The sequence below is a fragment of the Kaistia granuli DSM 23481 genome (assembly GCF_000380505.1).
In the GTDB taxonomy this organism is placed as follows: Bacteria; Pseudomonadota; Alphaproteobacteria; order Rhizobiales; family Kaistiaceae; genus Kaistia; species Kaistia granuli.
The window spans coordinates 287,259-311,779 of sequence record NZ_AQYH01000003.1; the positions used below are offsets into that span (position 1 = coordinate 287,259).

23 protein-coding genes, 1 tRNA gene and 1 pseudogene are annotated in these 24,521 nt (G+C 64.3%); 8 read left to right on the forward strand and 17 right to left on the reverse strand.

Annotated elements, in window-relative coordinates; genetic code table 11:
• Positions 1 to 137 precede the first annotated feature (137 nt).
• From G342_RS0103730 to G342_RS23170, 4 genes are all read left to right on the forward strand, one after another.
• Positions 138 to 701, forward strand: a complete 564-nt coding sequence (locus G342_RS0103730; protein ID WP_026304086.1) for a polysaccharide biosynthesis/export family protein — start codon at positions 138 to 140, stop codon at positions 699 to 701.
• 4 nt (positions 702 to 705) lie between these two features.
• Entirely contained in the window at positions 706 to 1,902 is a 1,197-nt protein-coding gene (locus G342_RS0103735; protein ID WP_018181763.1) for a glycosyltransferase family 4 protein, read from the forward strand.
• A gap of 144 nt (positions 1,903 to 2,046) precedes the next feature.
• Entirely contained in the window at positions 2,047 to 3,549 is a 1,503-nt protein-coding gene (locus G342_RS0103740) for an undecaprenyl-phosphate glucose phosphotransferase (protein WP_083931061.1), read from the forward strand.
• 26 nt (positions 3,550 to 3,575) lie between these two features.
• A complete protein-coding gene (locus tag G342_RS23170; protein WP_156830774.1) occupies positions 3,576 to 4,814 on the forward strand; it encodes an O-antigen ligase family protein in 1,239 nt (412 codons plus the stop codon).
• Between the two features lie 6 nt (positions 4,815 to 4,820).
• Here the strand turns inward: G342_RS23170 and G342_RS25115 are convergent, their stop codons facing one another.
• The 8 genes from G342_RS25115 to G342_RS0103785 all read right to left on the reverse strand — a co-directional run bounded on the left by G342_RS25115 (position 4,821) and on the right by G342_RS0103785 (position 11,866).
• Positions 4,821 to 5,552: a class I SAM-dependent methyltransferase gene (locus G342_RS25115; protein WP_018181766.1), complete on the reverse strand. Its 732-nt coding sequence runs from the start codon at positions 5,550 to 5,552 to the stop codon at positions 4,821 to 4,823.
• Between the two features lie 165 nt (positions 5,553 to 5,717).
• Positions 5,718 to 6,761, reverse strand: a complete 1,044-nt coding sequence (locus tag G342_RS0103755) for a Gfo/Idh/MocA family protein (protein ID WP_018181767.1) — start codon at positions 6,759 to 6,761, stop codon at positions 5,718 to 5,720.
• Positions 6,762 to 6,772: 11 nt separating this feature from the next.
• Positions 6,773 to 7,774 carry a Gfo/Idh/MocA family protein gene (locus tag G342_RS0103760; protein WP_018181768.1) on the reverse strand — a complete coding sequence of 334 codons (1,002 nt, stop codon included), beginning with the start codon at positions 7,772 to 7,774 and terminating at the stop codon, positions 6,773 to 6,775.
• Between the two features lie 12 nt (positions 7,775 to 7,786).
• Positions 7,787 to 8,566 (reverse strand): SDR family oxidoreductase, encoded by a 780-nt coding sequence (locus G342_RS0103765; protein WP_018181769.1) that lies wholly within the window; start codon positions 8,564 to 8,566, stop codon positions 7,787 to 7,789.
• A gap of 79 nt (positions 8,567 to 8,645) precedes the next feature.
• Positions 8,646 to 8,981: a hypothetical protein gene (locus G342_RS0103770; RefSeq protein ID WP_018181770.1), complete on the reverse strand. Its 336-nt coding sequence runs from the start codon at positions 8,979 to 8,981 to the stop codon at positions 8,646 to 8,648.
• Between the two features lie 67 nt (positions 8,982 to 9,048).
• Positions 9,049 to 10,158: an ABC transporter substrate-binding protein gene (locus G342_RS0103775; protein WP_245557209.1), complete on the reverse strand. Its 1,110-nt coding sequence runs from the start codon at positions 10,156 to 10,158 to the stop codon at positions 9,049 to 9,051.
• Between the two features lie 54 nt (positions 10,159 to 10,212).
• Complete coding sequence (locus G342_RS0103780) at positions 10,213 to 11,064, reverse strand: ABC transporter permease (protein WP_018181772.1); 852 nt, start codon at positions 11,062 to 11,064, stop codon at positions 10,213 to 10,215.
• A 31-nt stretch (positions 11,065 to 11,095) separates the two neighbouring features.
• Positions 11,096 to 11,866 (reverse strand): ABC transporter ATP-binding protein, encoded by a 771-nt coding sequence (locus G342_RS0103785; protein WP_245557214.1) that lies wholly within the window; start codon positions 11,864 to 11,866, stop codon positions 11,096 to 11,098.
• A 443-nt stretch (positions 11,867 to 12,309) separates the two neighbouring features.
• On the opposite strand from G342_RS0103785, the gene G342_RS23180 reads away from it, so the two are divergent.
• Positions 12,310 to 13,245 (forward strand): MurR/RpiR family transcriptional regulator, encoded by a 936-nt coding sequence (locus G342_RS23180; RefSeq protein WP_018181774.1) that lies wholly within the window; start codon positions 12,310 to 12,312, stop codon positions 13,243 to 13,245.
• Positions 13,246 to 13,249: 4 nt separating this feature from the next.
• A complete protein-coding gene (locus G342_RS0103795; RefSeq protein ID WP_018181775.1) occupies positions 13,250 to 14,707 on the forward strand; it encodes an N-acyl-D-amino-acid deacylase family protein in 1,458 nt (485 codons plus the stop codon).
• Between the two features lie 25 nt (positions 14,708 to 14,732).
• Here the strand turns inward: G342_RS0103795 and G342_RS0103800 are convergent, their stop codons facing one another.
• Positions 14,733 to 15,239 carry an NUDIX hydrolase gene (locus tag G342_RS0103800; protein ID WP_018181776.1) on the reverse strand — a complete coding sequence of 169 codons (507 nt, stop codon included), beginning with the start codon at positions 15,237 to 15,239 and terminating at the stop codon, positions 14,733 to 14,735.
• A 170-nt stretch (positions 15,240 to 15,409) separates the two neighbouring features.
• Here G342_RS0103800 and G342_RS0103805 point away from each other — a divergent pair, with 170 nt between their 5' ends.
• Positions 15,410 to 15,604 (forward strand): hypothetical protein, encoded by a 195-nt coding sequence (locus G342_RS0103805; RefSeq protein WP_018181777.1) that lies wholly within the window; start codon positions 15,410 to 15,412, stop codon positions 15,602 to 15,604.
• Between the two features lie 849 nt (positions 15,605 to 16,453).
• Here G342_RS0103805 and G342_RS0103810 read toward each other — a convergent pair.
• The 7 genes and pseudogenes from G342_RS0103810 to G342_RS0103840 form a co-directional block, all read right to left on the reverse strand.
• Positions 16,454 to 16,530: transfer RNA gene (locus G342_RS0103810), tRNA-Pro, on the reverse strand.
• Positions 16,531 to 17,457: 927 nt separating this feature from the next.
• Positions 17,458 to 17,712 (reverse strand): annotated as a pseudogene (locus tag G342_RS23185) (MerR family transcriptional regulator); the annotation flags it as partial.
• A gap of 42 nt (positions 17,713 to 17,754) precedes the next feature.
• On the reverse strand, positions 17,755 to 18,084 hold the full coding sequence (locus tag G342_RS0103820; RefSeq protein ID WP_018181779.1) for an integration host factor subunit alpha: 330 nt from the start codon (positions 18,082 to 18,084) through the stop codon (positions 17,755 to 17,757).
• 122 nt (positions 18,085 to 18,206) lie between these two features.
• Positions 18,207 to 19,184 (reverse strand): beta-ketoacyl-ACP synthase III, encoded by a 978-nt coding sequence (locus tag G342_RS0103825; RefSeq protein WP_018181780.1) that lies wholly within the window; start codon positions 19,182 to 19,184, stop codon positions 18,207 to 18,209.
• Positions 19,181 to 20,251, reverse strand: coding sequence for a phosphate acyltransferase PlsX (gene plsX / locus G342_RS0103830; RefSeq protein WP_040878131.1), 1,071 nt, complete (start codon positions 20,249 to 20,251; stop codon positions 19,181 to 19,183). Before plsX ends, G342_RS0103825 begins: the two co-directional genes overlap by 4 nt.
• A 127-nt stretch (positions 20,252 to 20,378) precedes the next feature.
• A complete protein-coding gene (locus tag G342_RS0103835; RefSeq protein ID WP_040878132.1) occupies positions 20,379 to 20,918 on the reverse strand; it encodes a YceD family protein in 540 nt (179 codons plus the stop codon).
• Positions 20,915 to 21,466, reverse strand: coding sequence for a ubiquinol-cytochrome C chaperone family protein (locus G342_RS0103840; protein WP_018181783.1), 552 nt, complete (start codon positions 21,464 to 21,466; stop codon positions 20,915 to 20,917). Before G342_RS0103840 ends, G342_RS0103835 begins: the two co-directional genes overlap by 4 nt.
• Before the next feature lie 170 nt (positions 21,467 to 21,636).
• On the opposite strand from G342_RS0103840, the gene G342_RS0103845 reads away from it, so the two are divergent.
• A complete protein-coding gene (locus G342_RS0103845; RefSeq protein ID WP_051094110.1) occupies positions 21,637 to 22,152 on the forward strand; it encodes an outer membrane protein assembly factor BamE in 516 nt (171 codons plus the stop codon).
• Between the two features lie 88 nt (positions 22,153 to 22,240).
• On the opposite strand, the gene G342_RS0103850 is transcribed toward G342_RS0103845, so the two are convergent.
• On the reverse strand, positions 22,241 to 24,388 hold the full coding sequence (locus G342_RS0103850) for a sodium-translocating pyrophosphatase (protein WP_026304091.1): 2,148 nt from the start codon (positions 24,386 to 24,388) through the stop codon (positions 22,241 to 22,243).
• Positions 24,389 to 24,521: the final 133 nt, after the last annotated feature.

The following is a 24,521-nucleotide window of genomic DNA, read 5'->3' on the forward strand; positions in this document are numbered from 1 at the left end:
ATGGCGTTAATTCCGGGGCTTCCGCGGTAAATGCCCCCGTAAGCCTTACCGCGGCAGGCGGTCAATTTACCCGACATTAACCATGGCAGGCAGACAGTTCGGGTCAGAGATTCCCTAGCGATCCGGACGCCTTACCGATGCGATTTCCACTTCTTGTTGCGGCCATGATCTGCGCCAGCCTGCTCGGCGGCTGCGCCACGCCCTATCCGCCCCAGGACCCGGCCACCTACAAGGCACTGATCGCTCCGTATCGTCTCGACAGCGGAGACCGTCTTCGCGTCGTCGTCTTCGGCCAGTCGGACCTGACCAACAGCTACACGATCGACCAGGCCGGCTACATCTCGATGCCGCTGGTCGGCGCGGTCGCCGCGCGTGGTCGCAGCACCCAGGAAATGGAAGGCGACATCGCCGCCAAGCTGCGCAAGGGCTTCATCCGCAATCCCGACGTCTCGGTCGAGGTCGACCGCTACCGGCCCTTCTTCATCATGGGCGAGGTCACGAGCGCGGGCCAGTATCCCTATGTGAACGGCATGACCGCCCAGACAGCCGTCGCCATCGCTGGCGGCTTCACGCCACGCGCCCAGCGTGCAGATGTGGATGTTACACGCCAGGTGAACGGAAAAGTTACGACTGTCCGGCTATTGCCCACCCAGCCGATCTTCCCCGGCGACACCGTGAACGTACGCGAGCGCTTCTTCTGACGCGATGAATGAACCGAACGACCCTCATGCGCCCGCTGGTGGCAAGCTCAGGATCGTTCACGTTCTTCGCTCCCCCGTCGGCGGCATCTTCCGCCATGTCCGCGATCTCGCCGAGGCACAGGCCGCCGAGGGCCATCAGGTAGGCATCGTCTGCGACTCGTCTACCGGAGGCGCACGCGAGGAGGAACTGTTCCAGGCATTGACCCCGCATCTGGCGCTCGGATTGCACCGGACGCCGATGCAGCGGCATGTGTCGCCGACCGATCTGATCGCCTTCTTGCGGCTGTTTCGCCGCATCCAGGCTCTCCATCCCGATATCCTCCATACACATGGCGCCAAGGGCGGCGTGTACGGACGGATCATCGGTACGCTCTTGCGGGTCTTTGGTTCCAGCGTGGCCCGCATCTACTGTCCGCATGGCGGCAGCCTGCACTACGATCCGGCAACGCGTTCGGGGCGGCTGTTCTTCCGCATCGAGCACTTCATGGAGCGTCTGACGGACGCCTTCATCTTCGTCAGCCAGTATGAAGCCGAGACCTTTGCCAGCAAGGTCGGCGCGCCCCGCAAGCCGTGGCGGATCGTGCCGAACGGCATCCGCGACGAGGAATTCGATCCGATCGAGACGCTGCCGGGCGCGGCCGACTTCCTCTATATCGGCATGATGCGGGACCTGAAGGGCACGGATGTCTTCATCGACGCCCTCGCCCGCTTGCGCGACCGTCGTGGCATCGCGCCGACGGCGGAACTGGTCGGCGATGGCCCCGACAAGGCGCGCTACGAGGCGCAGGTCCAGCGGCTGGGCCTGGACAGGACCACGCGCATACACCCGGCCATGGCCACCCGCACCGCGTTCGCCATGGCGAAAGTCGTCGTCGTGCCGTCGCGCGCCGAATCGATGCCCTATGTCGTGCTCGAGGCGGCAGCTGCCGCCCGTCCCATCGTCGCGACAAGGGTCGGCGGCATTCCCGAGATCTTCGGTGCCGAGCAGGATCGGCTGGTGCCGCCCGGCGATGCCGACGCGCTCGCCGACGCCATGGCCGACAGCCTCGACGATCCGCAGCGTGCCTTTGCCGACGCCAATCGCCTGCGCGCCATCGTCCGCCCGCAATTCTCGATCGAGCACATGACGGAGGTCGTCGGCGCCGTCTATCGCGATTGCCGCAGCCCCGGCTCCCAGTCAGCACCCAATCGGACACGCTGAAATCTCTCCGTTTCGGGACCGGATCGCCCATTGCTTGCAGAGGGCTGCATTTTCCGGTCGCTACGGACTGAATGAGGCGTCCGGCAAAGATTTGTTAGCCTGCCCGAGCTAACGTGCCGCTACCGTGTTTTCCTGCAGCAGGCCATGACAATCGAACCGTCTCCCAACGTCGACGCTCCGCCCAACCGTGTCCTGCTCAGCGAGCATGCGCGTCAGGTAGCGTCCCAATTGTCGAGTCAGGCGCTGTCACCGCGCCTTTTGGCCAATATCGTCCAGGCGATCGACGCGATTGTTCTCGTGGTCATCGGGGCCGTATTCGCGTTCACCACCTGGCACAATTCGCCCGGAACCGGCTGGAGCCCGCTGATCTTGATCGTGGCGGCGCCGCTGATCGCCACCATCGGCATCCGCTCCATGGGCGGATATTCGGCGACGTCGCTGCGCGACTATCTGTCGATCCTGCCCCGCATTCTGATCTGCTGGGTACTGACGATCGCCGTCGTGGCCGCTGGTACCTTCTTCTTCGACGTCGAGACGGGCGGCAAGCGCGGCTGGCTTGGCCTGATGTTCCTCGTCGGGGCCGCCTATTTCGTCATCGGGCGCATCATCGTCGCCTCGCTGGTGAAGCGCTGGACGCGCGAAGGCCGACTGGAGCGGCGCGCCGTGATCGTCGGTGGCGGCGAGCATGCCGCCGACCTGCTGACGGCGGTCGGCGATCAGAGCAAGACCGGTGTGCGCGTCTACGGCATCTTCGATGACCGCGGCGGCGATCGCTCGCCCCAGGAAGTCGTCGGCGTGCCGAAGCTCGGAACGGTTGCCGAACTGGTCGAATTCGCCCGGCTTGCCCGTATCGACCTGCTGATCGTGGCGCTGCCGCTTTCAGCCGAGAGCCGCGTGCTGCAGCTGTTGAAGAAGCTCTGGGTTCTGCCGGTCGACATCCGCATCTCCGCCCTGAACAGCAAGCTGCGCTTTACGCCGCGCTCCTATTCCTATGTCGGCCCGGTGCCGCTGCTCGATCTGTTCGACCGTCCGATCGTCGGCTGGGATTCGATGCTGAAGCGCGGCTTCGACATCGTCATCGCCAGCCTGGCGCTGATCCTGCTGTCGCCCGTCTTCCTGGTGACGGCGATCGCCATCCGCCTCGACAGCCCGGGACCGATCTTTTTCCGGCAGAAGCGCTACGGCTTCAACAACGAGGTCATCGACGTCTTCAAATTCCGCTCGATGTACCACCATCTGAGCGACCCCAACGCCAAGGTCGTCGTGACCAAGGGTGATCCGCGTGTCACGAAGGTCGGGCGCTTCATCCGCCGGACCTCGATCGACGAACTGCCCCAGCTCGTCAACGTGCTGCGCGGAGAACTCTCGCTCGTCGGTCCCCGTCCGCACGCGGTCAACGCCCATACCGAGAACCGACTCTGGGACGAGGTCGTCGACGGCTATTTCGCCCGCCACAAGGTCAAGCCCGGCGTTACCGGCTGGGCGCAGATCAACGGCTGGCGCGGCGAAGTCGATACGCCCGAGAAGATCCGACGCCGGGTCGAATACGACCTCGATTATATCGAACGCTGGTCCGTGCTGTTCGACCTCTACATCCTGGCGATGACGCCGATCTGCCTGATCAACAACAACGAGAACGCCTATTGATCCGGGTCGTGACGAGGCCCCGGGCGATGCCTGCCCGCATGGTGGCAAACGCCGTCATCGGGGTCCTCGTCTTCCTGAGCGGCTTCGTGCTCTACGAACCGGCGCCGTCCGACCTTCTGCTTTGCGCCGTGGTCGTCGTCTGGGCCTTCCTCGGCCTGCGGCTGAGCCGGCCCATGCTGCCGATGATCGTGCTGATGCTGCTCTACATGAGCGGCGGCTTGCTCTCCTTCGTCGAGCTCAAGGCCTTCCAGAAGCCGGCCATCTACATGGCGACGACCGGTTTTCTGGCCATCTCGTCGATGTTCTTCGCGGCGGTGATCCAGACTGACACCGAACGGCGGCTGAAGGTGATCGAGCAGAGCTATATCGCCGCCGCCATCGTCACCGCCGTCCTCGGCATTCTGGGCTATTTTGGCGCCATCCCCTATGCGGAGCTCTTCACGCTCTATGACCGGGCGAAGGGCGCCTTCAAGGACCCGAACGTCTTCGGGCCGTTCCTGATCCTGCCGCTGATCGTCCTGACGCGCGCGGTGCTGACGGACAAGCTGGCGAATTCCGGCTGGCGACTGCTTGGCATCGGCATTCTGCTCGCTGGCGTCTTCCTGTCGTTCTCGCGCGCCGCCTGGGGCATGGCCATCGTGGCGCTCCTGCTCATCACGGTGCTGGCCTTCGTCTCGGAGCCGCGCCAGAGCCGTCGGTTGCGGATGATCGCCTATATCGCCGGCGGCTTGCTCGCCGTGGCGCTCCTGCTGGCGCTGCTGCTCTCGATTCCGCTCGTCCAGGACCTGTTCGCGCAGCGCTTCAAGCTGGTGCAGGAATATGACGCGGGACGCCTAGGCCGTTTCGAGCGGCATATTCTCGGCTTCTTCCTGATCCAGGAGCACCCGTTCGGCCTCGGCCCGTTCGAGTTCGGCAAGATGATGGGCGAGGACGAGCACAACATGTGGCTGAAGGGCTTTACCGCCTATGGCTGGCTAGGCGGCGTCTCCTATATCGCGCTTGTCGTCTGGACCCTGTTGATCGCGACGCCGCTGCTGTTCAGGGCACGTCCCTGGACGCCCTTCATCCAGAGCGTCTATGCCGTCTATATCGGCCATCTGCTGATCCACAATGTGATCGACAATGATCACTGGCGGCATCTGTTTCTTATCTACGGTCTGCTCTGGGGCGCCTATGCGCTGGAGTGGAAGAACCGGCGGATCGCCGCGCGCGCTCCCCCGCCGCCACTTGTCTTCGGCCCCGTCGCCCTGCCGAGAGCCGGATAGGCCGCGTCACTCGAAGGCGTAGAGCCGGAACAGATCGCTCGGCGCGACGAACAGTTCCCGGACGCGGTCGAAGCCTGCTTCACGGCCCATGGCGTGCCAGGTGGAGGCCGTCTCCGGAAAGTCCGCCGTCGAGACGTGCTGCCAGATCATCGCCCATTCATTCGCGTCGCAGGCCGTCCAGAACGGCCGCTGTGTCTCCCAGCGTCGCAGCCACGCATCCCGATCTTCGCCATCGGGGCTCGCCGTCTCGTAGACGAGGAAAAGGCCGTCTTCACCGACGAATTGCCGAACCGCCCGCATCACCCTCAGCTTGTCGGGCTTCAGGAAATGATGCAGCGACAGTCCGATCCAGACGACATCCACCGGTTCGCGTCGCGTCGGCAGAAGCTCGGAAAAGTCTCCTTCGTTCAAGATGAACGGGCATCCGAGATCCAGCAGGGCCTGCTCCGCCATGTCGAGCGCAGCGCGGGACAGGTCGATTCCCTCATAGTGCGCGATTGCCGTCCCCCGCAGCGCGGGCAGGCTGGCGCGGGCATCGCCACAGGCAACGTCGAGGAATGAAAACGGCTTCGAGATCTCGTTAAGCAGCACATGGCGCAGACACGCATAGGCCTCGTCATGGAACAGATAGTTGTTGTCCATCACTTTGCGGTAGAGGTGCCACTCACGCTGGAAGATCTGCTGCGAAGGCAGGCCGGAACGGGCGGGAGACGTCGCGGGCGCAGGCGCATCGACCATGACCGGATCTCCGGACGGAACTGGCCGGGCAAAGGATGCCACCTCGACGGCGGCTTCGACAGCACTGGGCGCCCGACCATCCGAAGTCTTGAGGATAGCACAGCGGTTGGAGCGCAGGTTCGGCGGAGCGGCTGCCCGAGACAGGTGGCCGCTCCGATTGTCTCGCTAGAGCGTGACCACTTGCTGCGTGTGGATCGATTCGTCCGCGGCGAGCACGATCTTAAGGCTCTTCACGCCGTCGTTCATGTGATCCGTCAGGTCCAGATCCTCCAGGATTGCCTTCAGCAGATAAAGCTGCTCACGTTCGCACAAGGCATTGTGATCGGGCTCGTCCGAGACGTCGATGCGTTCGTCCGGCCGGCTCATATCGGCATAATGGCGAAGGATCTGGCTGGTCTTGGTATGGGCGTTGATGTCATCCGACTTCACGCCGGCATTGTTCTCGGCCATGACGATCGAGGCCGAGCCCTTGGGACCGAAGACGTCCTTCACGAAGAACGCCTGCTCGGAGACCATCGGCCCCCAGCCTGCCTCATACCAGCCGACCGAACCGTCCTCGAACATCACCTGCAGCTGGCCGTAATTGTTGATCGGAACCTCGTCCGTCAGCTTGGCGCCGATGGCGTGGACGCGCACCGGCTTGGCCGAGGTCATCTGGCACATGACGTCGACATAGTGGACGCCGCAATCGACGATCGGCGGGAAGCTCTGCATCAGCCGCTTGTGCCATTCCCAGGTCTCGCCATTCGACTGCTGGTTCAAATTCATGCGGAACACAAGCGGCGTGCCGAGTTCGCGGGCGATCTCGATGAATTTGATCCAGCTCGGATGCTGTCGCAGGATATAGCCGATGACGAGCTTGCGCTTGGTACGCTTGGCTACCTCGACCACCCGCTCGGCATCCTCGGCCGAGATTGCCATCGGCTTCTCGACGAAGACATGCGCGCCCGCTTCCATCGCCTTGATGGCGAAATCGGCATGGGTGTCGGGCATGGTGTTGACCGAGACCACGTCCGGCTTCAGCTCGGCCAATGCCTGTTCGAAATTGTTGAACTTCGCGACGCCCTGCAGCTCCGGCGGCAACTCGACCTTGTCGATGTTGCGCGTGCAGAGCCCGACCAGCTCGTAGCCATCGATCTTCGCATAGGCGAGCGCATGGCTCATTCCCATATTGCCGAGACCGACGACGAGAACCCTTTGCTTGGCCATGATGCTGATTCCTATCCGATCTTGATGACATTGCCCGTGCGGGCGGATTCTTCGGCAGCGAGCGTCGCTTCCAGCGCCGCTGCGGCGTCGCTCGGAACGCCCATCACCGGTGTCTCGCCGGCCAGCGCGCAATTGGCGAAATAGGAGAACTCGTCCCGAAGCGCCCCGCCCCGCACGCCGTTGAACTCCGGCCAGTAGGTCGTGTCCGGACTGTGCAGCTTGTCGCTGGAGACGATGCCGAGATTGGGGAAGGTGTCCTGCACGTGGATGATGCCCTCCGTGCCGATGATGGACATCCGCTCGTCGATGTCGAACGGGGTCTTCTCCGGCATGCACCAGACGGTCTCCAGCGTCGCCGTGGCGCCGCTTTCGAAACGGTACATGGTCTGGCCGATATCGGGATGCTTCAGATTGCGCACCGAGATAGTCTGCGCATAGGCCGAGACGATCTTCTCGCCGGTGAACCACAGCATGACGTCGGTATCGTGGATGGCGTCGCCGACGATCGGGCCGATCTTGTTGAGGATGGTCGGCGTCCAGGCGGCCGGGATGTTGCGGCGCGACGACAGCGCCACGATCTTGCCGATCTTGCCGGCGTCGATCGCCTGCTTGGCCATGCGGTAGCGCGGGTTGAAGCGGACGATGTGGCCGACGAACAGGATGCCCTTGGCTCCCTTCGACGCCTCGACGATGGTCCGTGCATCCTCGACCGTCGAGGCGATCGGCTTTTCCAGGAAGACGTGCTTGCCCGCCTTCAGCGCCGCCACGGCCGGGCCGACATGCTGGTCCCACATGGTGCAGATCGACACCGCGTCGATGTCAGGATCGGCCAGCATGTCATTGTAATCGGAATAGGTCTTGGCGACGCCGAACTTGGCGCCCATCGCCGCGAGCCGGTCCGGCTGGCGCGTGCACAGCGCGGCGAGCTCGAGGTTCGGCACGCCGACGATCGTCTCGCAGTGGATTTCGCCGAACCAGCCGAGGCCGATGACGCCGATGCGCAGTCTGTCCATTTCAATCCCCCCTCAGAATTCTTCGAGCGTCAGCTCGCGCGACATGACGATGTTGCCGGCGGTAAGCCCGCAATCGACCGGCAGGGCCGCGCCGGTGACGGCGCTGGCCGCGTCCGATGCCAGGAAGGCGACGACGCGCGCCACCTCGATCGGATCTACGATGCGGCCGAGCGGATACCAGCGCTGCAACGTCTCCAGCACCTTCGGATCCTTCTTGGCCCGCTCCTCCCAGAGCGGTGTCCGCACGGTGCCGGGCAGCACGATGTTGGCGCGGATGCCGTAGCGGCCATATTCCATGGCGATCGCCTTGGTCATGGCGATCATGCCGGCCTTGGCGGCGCTGTAGGCGGGATCGCCCAGCGCGTGCAGCCCATTGACCGAGCCGACATTGACGATCGCGCCCGAGCGGCGCGCCGCCATGCCGGGCAGTACCGCATGCGCGCAGGCATAGGCGCCGCCGAGATTGCCGTTCATCTCCGACTGCCAGGCAGCCGGGTCGGTCACGGCCAACGTCGGATGATGCGAATAGCCGGCATTGTTGACGAGGATGTCAACAGCCCCGAAGGCAGTGAATGCCTGGGCGACGGCGTCCGCCGACCCAATGTCGACAACGGCGGCCTCCGCCTCGATCCCCTCGCCCGCCAGCTTTTCGGCGAAGGCCAACACCTTGTCGCTCTTGTCGAGCGCCAGGATCGTCGCTCCCTTCGAGCCGAACAGGCTACAGAGCGTCTGGCCGATGCCGCCCGCCGCGCCCGTGATCGCTACCCTCTTGCCCTGAAACGTGCCGCTCATCCCGCTCCCCCGAATGACCCGCCGATCCGGCTCCAACCGGATCGGCGCAGATACAATTGTCCTGGTCGACTTGGCCGGCTCATTCGCCGAACCAGCCCTCCTTCAGGTAGCGCATGTATTCGAACACCATTCCGTGCTTCAGCACGAAGACTACTTCGAGAAAATCGCCGACGATGAAGGGCGGGATCAGGATCTCGACATCCCTCAGGTGCGGTTCGAATTCCTTGACCTGATAGGCGACATGCGGGTTGTTCCGGACGATAGCGGGAACGCTGCTGTCCGGCGCATAGCGCAGGAACTCGATGTGTTCGGGATGGTTGCGCGGATTGGTGACCCAGAGCCGGCTCTGCTCGACCCAGTTCTCGTCGGGCTGGACTTCGGTCGTCGTGATCCCGACATGGTCGAAGACAAACATTCAAGGCTCCCTTGCAGATGGACAGAAAAAGGGCGGCGACACCGGAGCGCCACCGCCCTGTCTTCGATCAGAGCGCGGCCTGGATCGCCGCGACGTCGACGGCCTTGTAGTCGTCCGAAAGCTGGAACGCGTCCGCGTCGGCCTTCACCTTGGCGTGGTCGAAGTCATTGGCGGCCGGGATGAGCTGGTTCGAGGTGACATCCTCCGCCTTGAACACCTTCGAGACCTGGCCGAGCTTGGCGATGGCGTCGAAGTAGTTCTGCCAGCTCGCCGGGTCGTGGAAGCCCCAAGCCTTGCGGTTGTCCCAGTTCGCGCGCATCAGCGCGGTCTGCTGCATCAGCGATTCCGTCGCAACCGTCGGGTTCATCTGGCTGGCCAGCCCCGGGAACTGCTCCATCGCGATCTGGGTCGCGGCGCGCGGGTTCTGCCAGGCGAATTCGAGGCCCATCGCCCAGCCGCGCAGATACTTCTCATAAGCCGCGACCTTGGCCGGATCGGCGAGATCCGCCTTGCGGATGACGAAGGAGTTGGCCGGGAACTTCGAGACGTTCTTGCCGAGCAGATAGTCGAAATCGAGACCCTGACCGCGCCACTGCGCCCGCAGACCTTCCCACGACAGTGCCGCGTCGGCCTGGCCTTGCGCCAATGCCTGGCCCCAGGCGCTGACCTCGACATACTTGACCTTGCTGGTATCGACGCCGGCGGCGGCCAGCATCGGGTTGGTGATCGCCTGCCAGCCGGCCGAGCCGAGCGCGATGGTCTTGCCCTCGAGACCCTTCAGGTCGGCCGGGGCCTTGCCCTTCGGGAACGCGAAGTCGAACACGTCGCCTGCCATCACGTGATAGATGGAGACGAGATCCATGCCCTGCTCCAGACCGAGCGACAGGATACCGGGCGAGGGATAACCGAAATCGGACTGGTTCTGGTCAACCAGCTTGACGGTCGCGGTGCCGTCCTGCGGACCGGCCTCGATCACCGTCTCCAGATCGCCGAAATAGCCGTACTTCTTGGCGACCCAATAGGCGAAGTCATCGACCACTTCGAGCGTGCCGCGCGGCGAAACCCAGCGCACCACTACCTCGTCGGCGAGCGCCGAACCGGCGGCGCCGATGCCGAGCGCCGCGACCGAGACGCCGGCGGCCGTGAACTGGAGCAGTCGACGACGATTAATCATCATGTTCGAATTTCCCGTCATTGCAGTTCCCTCGTTTCTGTCAGGCATTGGTCGGGTTCAGGCTTCCCAATTGGCCCATTTCTTTCCGACCCAGAAGAAGAAGACGTAGATCGAGATGCCGATAATCGCGAGCAGTGTGATGACCGCGAAGAATTGCGGCATCCGGATCATCGACGAATAGTAGTTGAGGCGATTGCCGAGACCTTCCGCGCCGCCCACCATCTCGGCGCCAACCGTGGTCAGCAGGCCGAAGATCGATCCGACCATCAGGCCGACGATGATCATCGGCATCGCCATCGGAATGCGGATCTTGGTGAAGATCTGGAAGGTCGAGGCGCCGAAGGAGCGGGCGAGCGCGATCTTGGCGAGATCGACGCGGCGGAAGCCGGTCGCCGAGTTGATCATCACCATCGGCCCGGAAGCGAGCGCCACCGCGATGATGCGCGGCTCCCAGCCGAAGCCGAAGCGCAGCACGAGCAGCGGCACCAGGGCCAGCATCGGCGTCGTCACCAGCAGCAGGATGTAGGGCGTGACGATCTTCTCGGCAAAGGGAAACTGGGTGATCACCGCCGCAAGCACGAAGCCGATCGAGGCGCCAATGGCAAAGCCGATCAGCAGCTCGCAGATCGTCACCACCAGATGCGGCCAGATGAATGGCCACTCCGTGATCAGCGCGGCGCCGATCTGGCTCGGCTTCGGCATGATGTATTGCGGCACCTGGAAGATGCCGAGCAGGAGCTCCGAACCGCCGATGATGACGACGGCGACGAGAATGATGATGAAGGTCTCGAAGGCGCTGCGCCCGCCGCCCGACGCCAGGGCGGAAAACCCACCCGAGAGGCCGGCGCCGCCGGCTGTATCCTGCTTGGCGCCGAAGGTCGGGATCTGGTCGCGAAGTTGGCTGTCCACTTGCACTATCCTTGAACTTTGACTGCGACCGTCAGGCCCGGCGGTGGTCGATCATGGCCTTGATGGCATTGGCGCGCTCGATGAACTCGGGCGTCGACTGTACTTCGACGCCGCGCGGACGCGGCAGGTCGACGTCAATGATCTCCTGGATGCGGCCCGGCCGCGCCGACATCACGACGATGCGGTCGGCGAGGAAGAGCGCCTCGACGATCGAATGGGTGATGAAGATGATCGTCTTGCGGGTCTCCATCCAGATTTCCTGGATGAGCAGGTTCATCTCGTCGCGCGTGAAGGCGTCGAGCGCGCCGAATGGCTCGTCCATCAGCAGCACCGAAGGATTGACCGCCAGGCTGCGCACGATCGAGGCGCGCTGCTGCATGCCGCCGGAAAGCTCGCGCGGCATCTTGGTCTCGAAACCCTTGAGGCCGACACGCTCCAGCAGCGCCTTGATGCGGGCCTTGTCGGGCGCGATCTTCTTCAGCTCGAAGGGCAGCTCGATGTTCTTTTCGAGATTGCGCCAGGGCAGAAGGTTCGCTTCCTGGAAGATCATGGCGATCTCCGGATGCGGCTTGACGATCGGCTCCTGGCCGAGACGGATCCGGCCCCCGCTGAGGCCGTGCAGGCCGGCCATCGACCACAGCAAGGTGGACTTGCCGCAGCCCGACGGACCGAGAATGCAGAGGAACTCGCCTTCCCTCACCTCGAGCGAGACGTTGTCGAGCGCATGCACCACGCCGCTGCGGGCCTGGTAGAATTTACTCGCTCCCTCGACGACCATTTTGGCCGGAGCCGCCGCGTCCACACGCGACAACCCAAGAGCTCCGATAGCGTTCAAGCTAGCGCCCTCCATCTTCCCTGAAGCCGGCCAGCGGCCCTTGGGGCTCATCTGGCGGCATTGTTCCCGTCCGCCCTTGTGAGCGGCTCATTGCTGAAATCATGTTACAGAATTTCGAACTCCGCAAGAGTGAATCGAAGCCCGCTTGGGACTTCCGATCCAGCTCAGAAATCCTTGCTTTCCGTCATTGATCGTACGAAATACTGCCCCGTTCCTGCGATTTCCGACCACCCGGACCCGCCTGACGCCACCTTTCCGAACACTTGCCGATCCCGCGAAAACGTGTAATTCAATTTCTCAACCTCGCGGATCGAACGATCGTTTCGCGGTATTTCCGGGCTGGTCGGCACCCGCGAAGCGATCGCAGGCAACCGGCGCGGGCAACCATTCCTTCGGAGAAGACATCGCCAATGAACAAGCGACCCAGCTCCGGAACCACGGCCGCGATCGACATCGTCTCGCGGATCGAACGCGTCGAATCCGAGCTATCCCCCGCCGAGCGCCGCGTCGCGGAAGTCGTTCGCCAGGATTTCGAGGCGGCCACCCGGCTGACGATCGCCGATCTCGCCGCCAAGGCCGGCGTCAGCCAGCCGACCGTGACGCGGTTCTGCCGCTCGGTCGGATGCTCCTCCTTCAACGAGTTCAAGATCGGCCTCGCGACGACCCTGACGGTCGCTGCCGTCTACCTGCGCTCCGACCGGGTGTTCAGCGACGATGTCGGGCAGCTCGCCCAGACCATCATGATGCGCGCCGCCACCACGGTCCGCGAGACGCTCGACCAGCTCGACACGGGCGCGGTCGGCGCGGCGATCGCCGCCTTCGCCAAGGCTCGCCGCATCGACATTTACGGCCAGGGCGGCGGCTCGGCCGCCCTGATCGAGGACGCCAAGCTGCGCCTGTTCCGGCTCGGAATTCCCGTATCGGCCTATATGGACAGCCACCAGATGCGGATGTCGGCCGCGACCCTGCAGCCCGGCGACGCCGTCTTCGCCATTTCGAACAGCGGCCATTCGCGCGCCGTCGTCGAGGCGGTGGAGATCGCCGGCTCGTTCGGCGCGACCACGGTGGCGCTGACCAGGCCGGATACGCCCCTGGCCGGCGCCGCCTCGGTGCTGATCCCGAGCGCGATCGCCGAGGACGAGAACGTTCTACTGCCAACGCCGTCACGCTACGCCCACATGGCCGTCATCGACACGATCGCCGCCGGCGTCGCCGTCAAGCTCGGCAGCAAGGGCCGCGAGGCGCTCCGCCGCGTTCGCTACACGGTCGCCAGCATCGGCATCGCCATTCCGACCCCGTCGACCGACCCCACCCCGCTGGCCCGAACCACCCACCCGCACGAATAGGCCCATGATGCGTCCGGCACACGACCTCGTCCTCCGCAACGCCCAGATCTATGACGGCGCCGGCGGAGCGCCCTATCCGGGCGATGTTGCCCTAACAGGCGACCGGATCACCGCCGTCGGCGTGCGCGGCACGATCGCGCCCGGAAGCGGCGAGCGGGAGCAGGATCTCGGCGGGCTGTTGGCGGTCGCGCCGGGCTTCATCGACGCGCATACCCATGACGACCGCATCGTGCTGGACGCGCCGGACATGCTGCCCAAGATCAGCCAGGGCGTCACCTCGGTCGTCGTCGGCAATTGCGGCATCTCGCTGGCGCCGGTGACCTTCGGCGACAGCCCGCCGCCGCCAATGAACCTGCTCGGCGACGCCAGCGCTTATGAATTTCCCAATTTCGCCGCCTATGCCGCGGCGATCTCCCGGGCGGTCCCGGCAGTCAACATCGCGGCATTGATCGGCCATTCGGCGCTGCGCCTCGCCACCATGCGCGACATCGGCGAAAAGGCGTCGCCGAACGAGATCGCCGCCATGCAGGCGCATGCCGACGAGGCGATGGCGCATGGCGCCATCGGTCTCTCGAGCGGCCTGTTCTATCCGACGAACGCCGCCGCCGACATCGACGAGGTCACCCGCGTCGCCGGACGATTCGCCCAGCATGGCGGCGTCTATGCCACCCATATGCGCGACGAGTTCGAACATGTGCTCGACAGCATCGACGAGACGGTGACAACGGCGACGGCCGCCGGCATCCCGCTCGTCATCTCGCACCACAAATGCGCGGGCGTCCACAATTGGGGCCGCACGCTGCAGACGCTGCCGAAGATCGAGGCCGCGGCGTCGCACCATCCGGTCAATGTCGACGTCTACCCCTATGCCGCGGGCTCGACCAATCTGCGGGCCGATCTCGTCACCGACACCTATCGGATCATGATCGCCTGGTCGCGGCCGCATCCGGAGATGGAGGCGCGGGACCTGGTTGATATCGCTGGGGAATGGGAAGTCGATATTCACGAAGCGGCACGCCGCCTGCAGCCGGCCGGCGCGATCTACTTCCAGATGGACGAGGCGGATGTCCGGCGGGTGATGAGCTCAAAGCTGGCGATGATCGGCTCGGACGGGCTGCCACACGATCAGCATCCGCACCCACGTCTCTGGGGCACGTTTCCGCGCGTCATCGGCCACTATGCACGCGACCAGAAGCTGTTCCCGATCGAGACGGCGATCCACAAGATGACCGGCTTGCCGGCCAAGGTGTTCAAGCTCGAAGGGCGTGGGCGGATCGAGGCCGGCGCCTACGCCGACCTCGTCGTATTCAATCCGGCGACGATCCTCGATCAAGCGACCTATGACCAGCCGCTGCGGCGCTCGATCGGCATCGAGCAGGTCTATGTCAATGGCCGGCTGTCCTTCACGGCATCCGCCGGTGTCGTCGCGCGCGCCGGCCAGTTGATTGGCGGCCGCAACTAGCGGACCGCGCGATCCGCGCCAGAGACTAGCGCGAGCGATCCGCGCCGCGGCTTTCAAGAATGCGGTCGTCGACGGCGATCTCGCGCAGCAGATCCCCGAGGCCGCCGTCGGAGACCAGGTCGATGGCCTCGTGCAGCCCGCACCAGCGACGCTTGCGCTCGCCGCGTTCGCGCCACTGCAACAGCGTACCGCGCACCCGCAGGCCATACATCGTCACCCGGCAGTCGACGGAGGACTGGTCGCGCAGGATCTTCTCATAGCCATAGGAGCCGAGCGCCAGCGCGCCGATGTCGCCAAAGACGCCAGCCTCCTCGAAAGCCTCCTGCGCCGCGCTTTCCGCCGCCGTGCGACCCTCGACGATCCAGCCCTTCGGGCATAGCCAGCGCCCGCGCTCGCGCGAGGTGACGAGAAGGATCCGGACATCGCCCTTCTTGTCCCGTCGCCATGGCAAGGCACCAAACTGCTGGTAGGTGTCCCCGGGCTCGAGGACGGCACGCCGCAGCGTAGGACGCTCCAGGATGAGTTCGTCCATCAGAGCACGCCTCCGCATTGCGCTTCGCGCGGCGGCTGCCGATGCGAATCGGCGTCCCGAGCCCTTACAGGGCTGGCGCACCAAACGCAGCGTATGGCGGACCGTGGCGAGATTCTCTCGCAGGTTTCGCAGATCAGGGAAGAAAACAGTCCAGACATGAAAGGCTCCGGATGCGTGTCGTCAACGAGACACGACGTATTGGCCGCAAATCGACGATTTGGAGTCCGGAGTGGAGGGAACTGCGCGGTTTTCAGTTCGGCATGGATCCACATCCGGACAAATCACGCGTTTTCCCGGAGCGCCTCAAACTCGATAAAGAGATCATCAAAGACATGATGAACTTCATAATCCACGATTCTGACTGAAATATGATGCAGCATAGGAAAGCGCTGACGCTGTCACAAGTTGTTTCAGCGACGGATCAAACGTGCGCATGATTTCGCGTTTCGGCTCGAACGTTGTCACCGCAGCCTGGAAAGTCGTCAACCGGGCCCAATCCGGGCCCGCGTAGCACCAAGACATGGCCCGGACGACGCGGAATGGCACACCGACGGCCCAGACAGTGCTGATGACGCCCTTTCCGGCATCTGCACAAGATGGATGCTTCGTCCGAGCCACCGCGTGCGCCGACGATCTGGCCGCGGCCCAGTCGCGCGAAGACCCGCCCTCCGGCAGTGCGGCTGCCGGTTCCTGCCGAAGACAGGTGACGCTCCGGTCTCAGCATCACCGGCGCACTACATCTTATTGACGCATATCCAAGTTGATGCAACCATTGCGAAGCAATCGCGATAGGCTCCTTGCCGACGGCTGATTGTAGCCCGTCGACACCCTGCCCTGGTTGTCGACGGGCGCTCCGGTTCAGCGCGCAAGGCCCAGCGATTCGCGGACACTATGGTTCGCGTGCATGGCGCGCCGCTCTGCCCCATGCCATGCCATCCGGCGGAGTTTGAGATCGCGTCTCAGGCTGTTGCGGGTTCACGCGACACCATCCATGCCCCCACACCCCAAATGCCATCGCCAAGAGTGACAACGTGCGCCATGCGCGGCAGCCATCCAGCTAATTGGAGACGAAGGAATGGGATGGCGCGAGGCAGCTGCGTCACAACGACCGTAGTCGATGCCGGAAGACAGCACGGATGATCGGTCAGTTAAAGGACAGAGTTCCGCGAACTCTGTTGTCTCTCGTCTGTCGCTTGAAAAAGAGAAGTAGGTGTTGGTCGGAACGGCAGGATTTGAACCTGCGACCCCTTGTCCCCCAGACAAGTGCGCTACCAGGCTGCGCTACGCTCCGTCACCAGCGGATCCAAATCCGCATTTCCTTCCAGAGGCTTGCCTCCGGAGCGGTCGAAACCGCAGCGGCGTCGATGGGGTCGACTGCCGATGCGCCGCTGGTAGCATGGTTCGATCGGACTTGTCACCGGCAATCTGGTCGAAGCCGAAGGATGCGACGCTCATTTCAGTGGATTGAGCCGAAACAACGTCGTCCTGCGGGAAAAGCGCCGTCCATACGGCTGGCACCCCTCGTCGGCGACGTCCTTCGCCTTCGACGAGTGCGCATTCGCGCCGGAGGAGTTCAGCTCCTGACGGGCTAGCGCACGTTATCGAGGATGCGCTTGCATTCGAGCAGTTCCATCAGCGTCGCCTGCAACTGCTCGCGATCGGATCTCGACATCGATAGGCCGCCCCCTGCGGCTGCTGGTCGGTTCGCCGGATGCGACATGCCGGCGTCTTCAGACACCTGCTCCGGGTCGTCCCATTCGGAATCGACGGGATGCGATGCCGCCGAATCACGCCGTGCCGACGCACCGGGCGCATAGGGCGAATCATGCCGGACCGGTTCCGGCCCGCGATCCGGCGGCCGCGGCAAGTCGGCCGTCACCGGCGGTCGATAGTCATCGGCGGAAGACTGGAGATCCGGCGGCGCAGCCGGGATCCGCGAGGGGCCCGGCGACGGTTCGACACGACCACCATGATAGGCCTGTTGCGGCCGGTCGGCGGGCGCGCGCACGGACGGCGCCGCCGCGTGACGGCCAGCGTCGAGGTCGTCGCGCGAAAATACCGGTTCGCGGCGCCCGCCCCTGTCCCCGTCGTCCTGCGGGGCGTCGTCGAAGTCGCCGCCATCCTGATCGGAATCGAAATCCTGGGCGATGTCGTCGCCGTAATCGTCGGGCTCGTCACCTTCGGGAGCGGGGTCGAGGCCCATGCCCTGGCCGGCGCCGATGACATGGCGCGGCCCCTGTTCCTTCAGGATCCGCTGTACACCCTTGATCGTATAGCCTTCGCCATAGAGCAACCGCCGGATACCACGCAACAGGTCGACGTCATCGGGGCGGTAATAGCGTCTCCCGCCCCCCCGCTTCATCGGCTTGATCTGTGTGAACCGGGTCTCCCAGAACCGCAGGACATGCTGTGGCAGGTCGAGTTCCTCGGCCACCTCACTGATCGTCCGGAAGGCATCAGGACCCTTGGACATCAACTCTCACGCTCTGGCGCCCGCTTCGTCCGGCTGCGGTAATCACTCGTCCTCGGATGTGTCATGCCCGTTCGGGACGAGAGAGCCATTGATCCTCTGCTTGAGGACATTGCTGGGCTTGAAGACCATCACGCGGCGCGGTGCGATGGGAACCTCTTCGCCCGTCTTCGGATTGCGCCCGACCCGCTCTCCCTTGGAGCGGACGAGAAACGACCCGAATGACGATAGTTTGACAGATTCGCCCCTGACAATGCACGCACTGATCTCATCGAGAACCAGTTCGACCAGATCCGCGGATTCCGTCCGCGAAAGGCCGACTTTCTGATACACCGCCTCACAAAGGTCGGCGCGCGTCACCGTCTTGCCTGACATGGCCTCGTTTCCCGATGTTCTGCTTGGCGACCCAACGTCACTTCCCCTTCGGCAAGCCTATTGCCAGACCGGGGACCGGTCAACGTCCTTGATCCTAAGACGCGGGTATCTCTGACGTATTCCTACCAGCGCAGCAGGACGGAGCCCCAGGTGAACCCGCCGCCCATGGCTTCGAGCAGGACGAGATCGCCCCGTTTGATCCGCCCGTCGTCGCGCGCGACGGAAAGGGCGAGCGGAATCGACGCGGCGGACGTGTTGCCGTGCAGCGAAACGGTGCGCACGACCTTGTCGCTCTCGATGCCGAGCTTCTTGGCGCTGCCGTCGATGATGCGCAGATTGGCCTGATGCGGCACGAACCAGTCGACGTCCTTCGCCTCGTAGCCAGTAGCGCGGAACGCGTCCTCGATCACGTCGGTGATCATGCCGACCGCATGCTTGAAGACTTCGCGGCCCTCCATGCGCAGGTGACCGACCGTGCCCGTCGAGGAAGGCCCGCCATCGACATAGAGCTTCTCGCGGTGGCGACCGTCAGAACGCAGATGCGTCGTTAGGACGCCGCGATCCTCGCGGGTCCCGTCCTGGACGGAGGCGCCGAGAATGACGGCGCCGGCGCCGTCGCCGAACAGCACGCAGGTGGTGCGATCGGTCCAGTCGAGGATGCGCGAGAAGGTCTCGGCGCCGATGACCAGGATGCGCTTCGCCTGGCTGGCGCGGATGAACGCATCCGCCGTCGACAGGGCAAAGACGAAGCCGGAACAGACGGCCTGCATGTCGAACGCCGCGCCGTGCTCCATGCCGAGCTTGCGCTGGACGGTGACGGCGGTCGCCGGAAACGTGTCATCCGGAGTGGCCGTCGCGACGATGATCATGTCGATCTCGCCGATGGAGAGCCCGGCATCCGCCAGCGCCAGCTTGGCGGCGGCGGTCGCCAGATCGGAGGTCAGCTCGCCTTCGGCGGCGATGTGCCGCTCACGGATACCGGTGCGCTGGACGATCCAGTCGTCGGAGGTTTCCACCATTTCCGACAGCTGGGCGTTGGTCAGGGTCTTCTCGGGCAGGTAGCTTCCACAACCGAGGACGACCGAACGGATGAAACTCACATCACACCTTCATCGACGATCTCGGCGACGCCCCGCGCGAAACCGGCGCGGTGATAGTCGGTGAGATCCTGATTGATCTTGGACAGGAAGTCGTTCCTGGACATGCTGTAGCCGACTTCGATGGCGTTGGCGAAGCCGACGCCGTCCGTGCCGCCATGGCTCTTGATCACAATGCCGTTCAGACCGAGCAGCACGGCGCCGTTCGAGGCGCGCGGATCGAGCTTCTGGCGCAGTTGCTGGAAGGCGCCCTTGGCGAACAGATAGCCGATCTTGCCCATCAGCGTCCGGCTCATCGCATCGCGCAGATGCGTCGAGATCTGGCGCGCCGTGCCTTCGGCGGTCTTGAGCGCGATGTTGCCGGCGAAGGCTTCCGTGACGACGACGTCGACCGTGCCCTTGCCGATATCGTCACCCTCGACGAAGCCCATGTAGCGCAGATGCTTGAGATCGGCCTCACGCAGGAGCTGTCCGGCGACGCGGACCTCCTCGAGACCCTTCATCTCCTCGACGCCGATATTGAGCAGGCCGACGGTCGGCTTCTCGATATCCAGGATCGCCCGTGCCATCGCGCCGCCCAACATGGCGAAGTCGATCAGCTGCTGGGCATCCGCGTTGATGGTCGCGCCGACATCGAGGACGATGCTCTCGCCGCGCAGCGTCGGCCAGATCGCCGCCAGTGCGGGACGCTCGATGCCCGCCATGGTGCGCAGGCAGAACTTCGACATTGCCATCAGCGCGCCGGTGTTGCCGGCAGAAAGCGCGGCGTCCGCCTCGCCCTTCTTCACGGCTTCCAGCGCACGCCACATCGACGACTTCCAGCGGCCCTTGCGGAGCGCCTGGCTGGGTTTGTCGTCCATCTGAACGGTGACGTCGCAATGGGTGAAGGTCGAGACGGCCTTGACCCGCGGGTAGGACTCAAGAAGCGGAAGAACCGCCTTCTCCTCGCCAAAGAGCTGGTAGCGCAGCTCGGGGCGACGGACGAGGGCAATATCGGCACCCGCGAGCACTGTCGCGGGGCCGTTGTCGCCGCCCATCGCGTCGATCGCTATCTTTATCGCTTGAACCATTCCGCCCCTGTTCGACGCGGCCGCTCTGAGCGAAGGCCCGGCGACGACGGCGCTGGAAAATAACTGTTTCGGCCGGTGAAACAACACCCTTCTGATGACCGTGTGGCCGATTCATGGCCTTTCGCTATCATTTGTCGCGCAGTTTCGATAGCGCCGCAAATGGCGAGGCGCCGTTATCAACGTCCTCGTCCCCGTCGTTGACGAGCGTCGCACCAGGCGCGCGCGGATAGGGATCGAGCGCCAGGGCGAACTGCTCTGCCAGGATCGGCCCCAGGTCGATCGAGTTGCCTTCGAGCGGCTCCGGCGGATCCTCCTCGTCATAGATGACGATCACTTCGGCCTCGGCGACGGTCTTCGGATCGGCGGCGATCGCATCGGCGGGAAGGAAGCTCAGCGAGAAGCGGTGGTCCATATGCGACGGAACCGGCTGCAGCGTAACTACGCAGGCCTGGACCAGATCAGCACGCAGGCGTCCGTCCACCTTGACGCCGAGCTGGCCCCAGGGCGCGATGACGAGATCCGCCTCGAAGGTGTCGAGAGCGAGAAGCTCGAACTGCTGCTGCAGCGCCGCCCGCTCGGCGGCGTCGGCGACGACCTGCTGCTTCTGCGGCGCGTTGCCGAGATGCGAGACGTCGAAGGTACGGGTGAAAGGGGTTTCGGTCATCATGCTGCCGCCGGCGGGGATGGAAGGGGGGAATAGGCGAGATCGCCGGTCAGCAGCGTCGCGAGCGGTTGGGCCGCGAGCGACTTGACCGACGAATCGGCATAGTCGGCGATCCGGGCCGCGGCGCCTTCCGGCGCGCCATCCGGAAATACGTTGCGCTCGATCGCATCGCCGAGCGCGGCGCGATCGCCGCTCTCCAGCGCCTCGTCATAGGCGCGGATGCGGCCGAAGAACGCCTCGGCCATCTTCTTCAGCTTCTTCGGGACCGAGATATCGCCGACACCCATTTCGCGCAGCGTGCCGTCCATGTCCTTCAGGAAGATGTCGAAGACGTCCTGACCGACCTGGCGATCGCTCTCATTCTCCGACTTCAGGCGATGAAACAGCAGGAAACCGTGCAGCACGATCATGTCGAAACGGCCGTCGAGCGTGTCCGGAACGCTGAACTCGGTATAGAGCGCCGGTTGGCGCGCCTGTGCCACGATGGCGCCGTAAAGCGAATATGCTATGGCCTCGTTCCTGCGATTACGAGTGAACAGGCGGCGAAACATTCAACCAGTCTCCAGATTGCGTTGGTCGGCACGGGCATGGAGACAGCGCTCTCTTGCCCTGAGATGGTGCCGCTCGCTGTCCTTGCAAGGACGATTGCCACGAGCCCTAGCGCACGCTAGGGAGAATGCCAACCCAGTGACTGGGCGAGGAGAATGGAATGGAGTTCGGCATGAGAGATCGACGCTTGGCATGCAGCCCAATCGTTCGGCGCGCCAGTGTCGGCATGCTGGCCGCGCTCGCATTGGTTTCCGTCGCAGGCTGCTCCCGGGTTACCGGCGGGGTCGGTGGTCTCGGCGGCCTGAACGAAACCTATCATTCGGGCTATGTGCCGCCGCCCAACGCCGTCGAACAGGTTCCGGTCGGCGCGAGTCGCGAGCAGGTCCAGATCGTTCTGGGATCGCCGTCGACCACGGCCGAGTATGACGGCGAAGTGTATTACTACATCAGCCAGACCCGGAAGCGGCCGGTTGCCTTCATGAATCGCAAGGTCGTCGACCAGAAGATCCTGGCGGTCTATTTCAACAAGAAGAACGAAGTCGACCGGGTCGCCAATTACGGCATCCAGGACGGCAAGATCTTCGATTACGTCACCCAGACGACGCCGACGAGCGGCAAGGACCAGGGCTTCCTGGAGCAGGTCTTGACCGGAACCGTCGGCATGGGCAGCAACCCGTTCGGCGGCTAATCCGTAGCGATCGCCTCAACACTGCATACGGAAAGGCCCTCCCCGCGTCGCGGAGAGGGCCTTTTTCTTGAGTAGCGTTTGAAGCTGACTACTGCGCCAGAACGGCGAGCAGCAGCAGCGCGACGATGTTGGTGATCTTGATCGCCGGATTGACAGCCGGTCCGGCCGTGTCCTTGTAGGGGTCGCCGACGGTGTCGCCCGTCACCGACGCCTTGTGCGCGTCCGAGCCCTTGTAGTGGGTCTGGCCGTGCGAATCGACGAAGCCGTCCTCGAAGGATTTCTTCGCATTGTCCCACGCGCCGCCGCCCGAGGTCATCGAGATGGCGACGAAGAGACCCGTCACGATCACGCCGAGCAACATGGCGCCCACGGTCGAGAAGGCTTCGCTCTTGCCGGCGATCCAGTAGATCAGGAAGTAGACGACGATCGGTGCCAGGACCGGCAGCAGCGACGGAACGACCATTTCCTTGATCGCCGCCTTGGTCAGGATGTCGACGGCGCGGCCGTAGTCCGGCTTCTCCGTCCCCGCCATGATGCCAGGCTTTTCGCGGAACTGCCGGCGGACCTCCTCGACAATCGAGCCGGCGGCGCGACCGACGGCGGTCATGGTGATGCCGCCGAAGAGATAGGGAATGAGACCGCCCAGCAGCAATCCGACCACGACATAGGGGTTGGAGAGCGTAAAGTCCGGAACGACGCCCTTGAAATACTGGAACGTCGTCGAGCCTTCCTTGTTCGCCTCGGCGATGAAGTGGGTCAGATCGTAGTTGTAGGCGGCGAACAGCACGAGGGCGCCGAGACCGGCGGAGCCGATCGCATAGCCCTTTGTGACCGCCTTGGTCGTGTTGCCCACCGCGTCGAGCGCGTCGGTCGACTTGCGCACTTCCTTCGGCAATCCGGCCATTTCGGCAATGCCGCCGGCATTGTCGGTGACCGGGCCGAAGGCGTCGAGCGCCACCACCATGCCGGCGAGGCCGAGCATGGTCGAGACGGCCACCGCCGTGCCGAACAGGCCGGCGAGCGCATAGGTCGAGATGATGCCGGCGACGATGACGAGGGTCGGCAGCGCCGTCGATTCCAGCGAGACGGCGAGGCCCTGGATGACGTTGGTGCCGTGGCCGGTGACGGAAGCCTCGGAGATCGACCTGACGGGTCGATAGCCGATGCCGGTGTAGTATTCGGTGATCCAGACGATCAGTCCGGTCACCACAAGCCCGATCAGGCCGCACAGGAAGAGGTTGGTGCCCGTGATGGTGAAGCCCGCCGCGGTGCCGATCTCGCCCCAGCCGATCAGAAGCTGCGTCGCGACGGCAAGGCCAACGACGGAGAACAGCGCCGAGGCGATGAAGCCCTTGTAGAGCGCCCCCATGATCGACTGGTTGGCGCCGAGCTTGACGAAGAAGGTGCCGGCGATCGAGGTCAGGATACAGGCGGCGCCGATGCCGAGCGGATAGAGGATGATGCTGCCGAAAGCAGGCGAAGCCGCGAAGAAGATCGCCGCCAGCACCATCGTCGCCACAACCGTCACGACGTAGGTCTCGAACAGGTCGGCCGCCATGCCGGCGCAATCGCCGACATTGTCGCCGACATTGTCGGCGATGGTGGCCGGATTGCGCGGATCGTCCTCCGGAATGCCGGCCTCGACTTTGCCGACCAGATCGCCGCCGACATCCGCACCCTTGGTGAAGATGCCGCCGCCGAGGCGGGCAAAGATCGAGATCAGCGAAGCGCCGAAGCCGAGCGCGACGAGCGCGTTGACGACGACCCGGTCATCCGGCGTGTAGCCGGCGAAACCGGTCAGGATCAGGTAGTAGCCGGCGACCCCCAGCAGCGCGAGGCCGGCGACCAGCATGCCGGTGATCGCGCCGGACTTGAAGGCGATCTCTAGCCCCTCGCCGAGGCTCTTGGTGGCGGCCTGTGCGGTGCGGACATTGGCGCGAACGGAAACGTTCATGCCGATGAAGCCGGCAAGGCCGGAGAGGACAGCGCCGATCGCAAAGCCGATCGCAACCGTCAGGGACAGAAGCCAGGCAACGATGACGAAGATGACCACGCCGACAATGGCAATGGTGGTGTACTGCCGCTTGAGATAGGCGCTTGCGCCTTCCCGGACCGCCGCCGCGATTTCCTGCATGCGGGCGGAGCCGGCGTCGGCCGCGAGGACCGACCGCGTCGCCCATACGCCATAGGCGAGCGCAAGCAACGCACATAGAATAATGAGATAGATCACGTCCACTTTCCTCCTCTGGCCGGCCTTTTGTTACGGCCATCCGAAGACGCCGCGCCGGCTGAACCGTGCGGCGGGAAAGAGCAACGTTCCTCCCAGCTTTTCCCCCCGTAAAGGAGAGTTGAGAACGGCTTTACGGTGC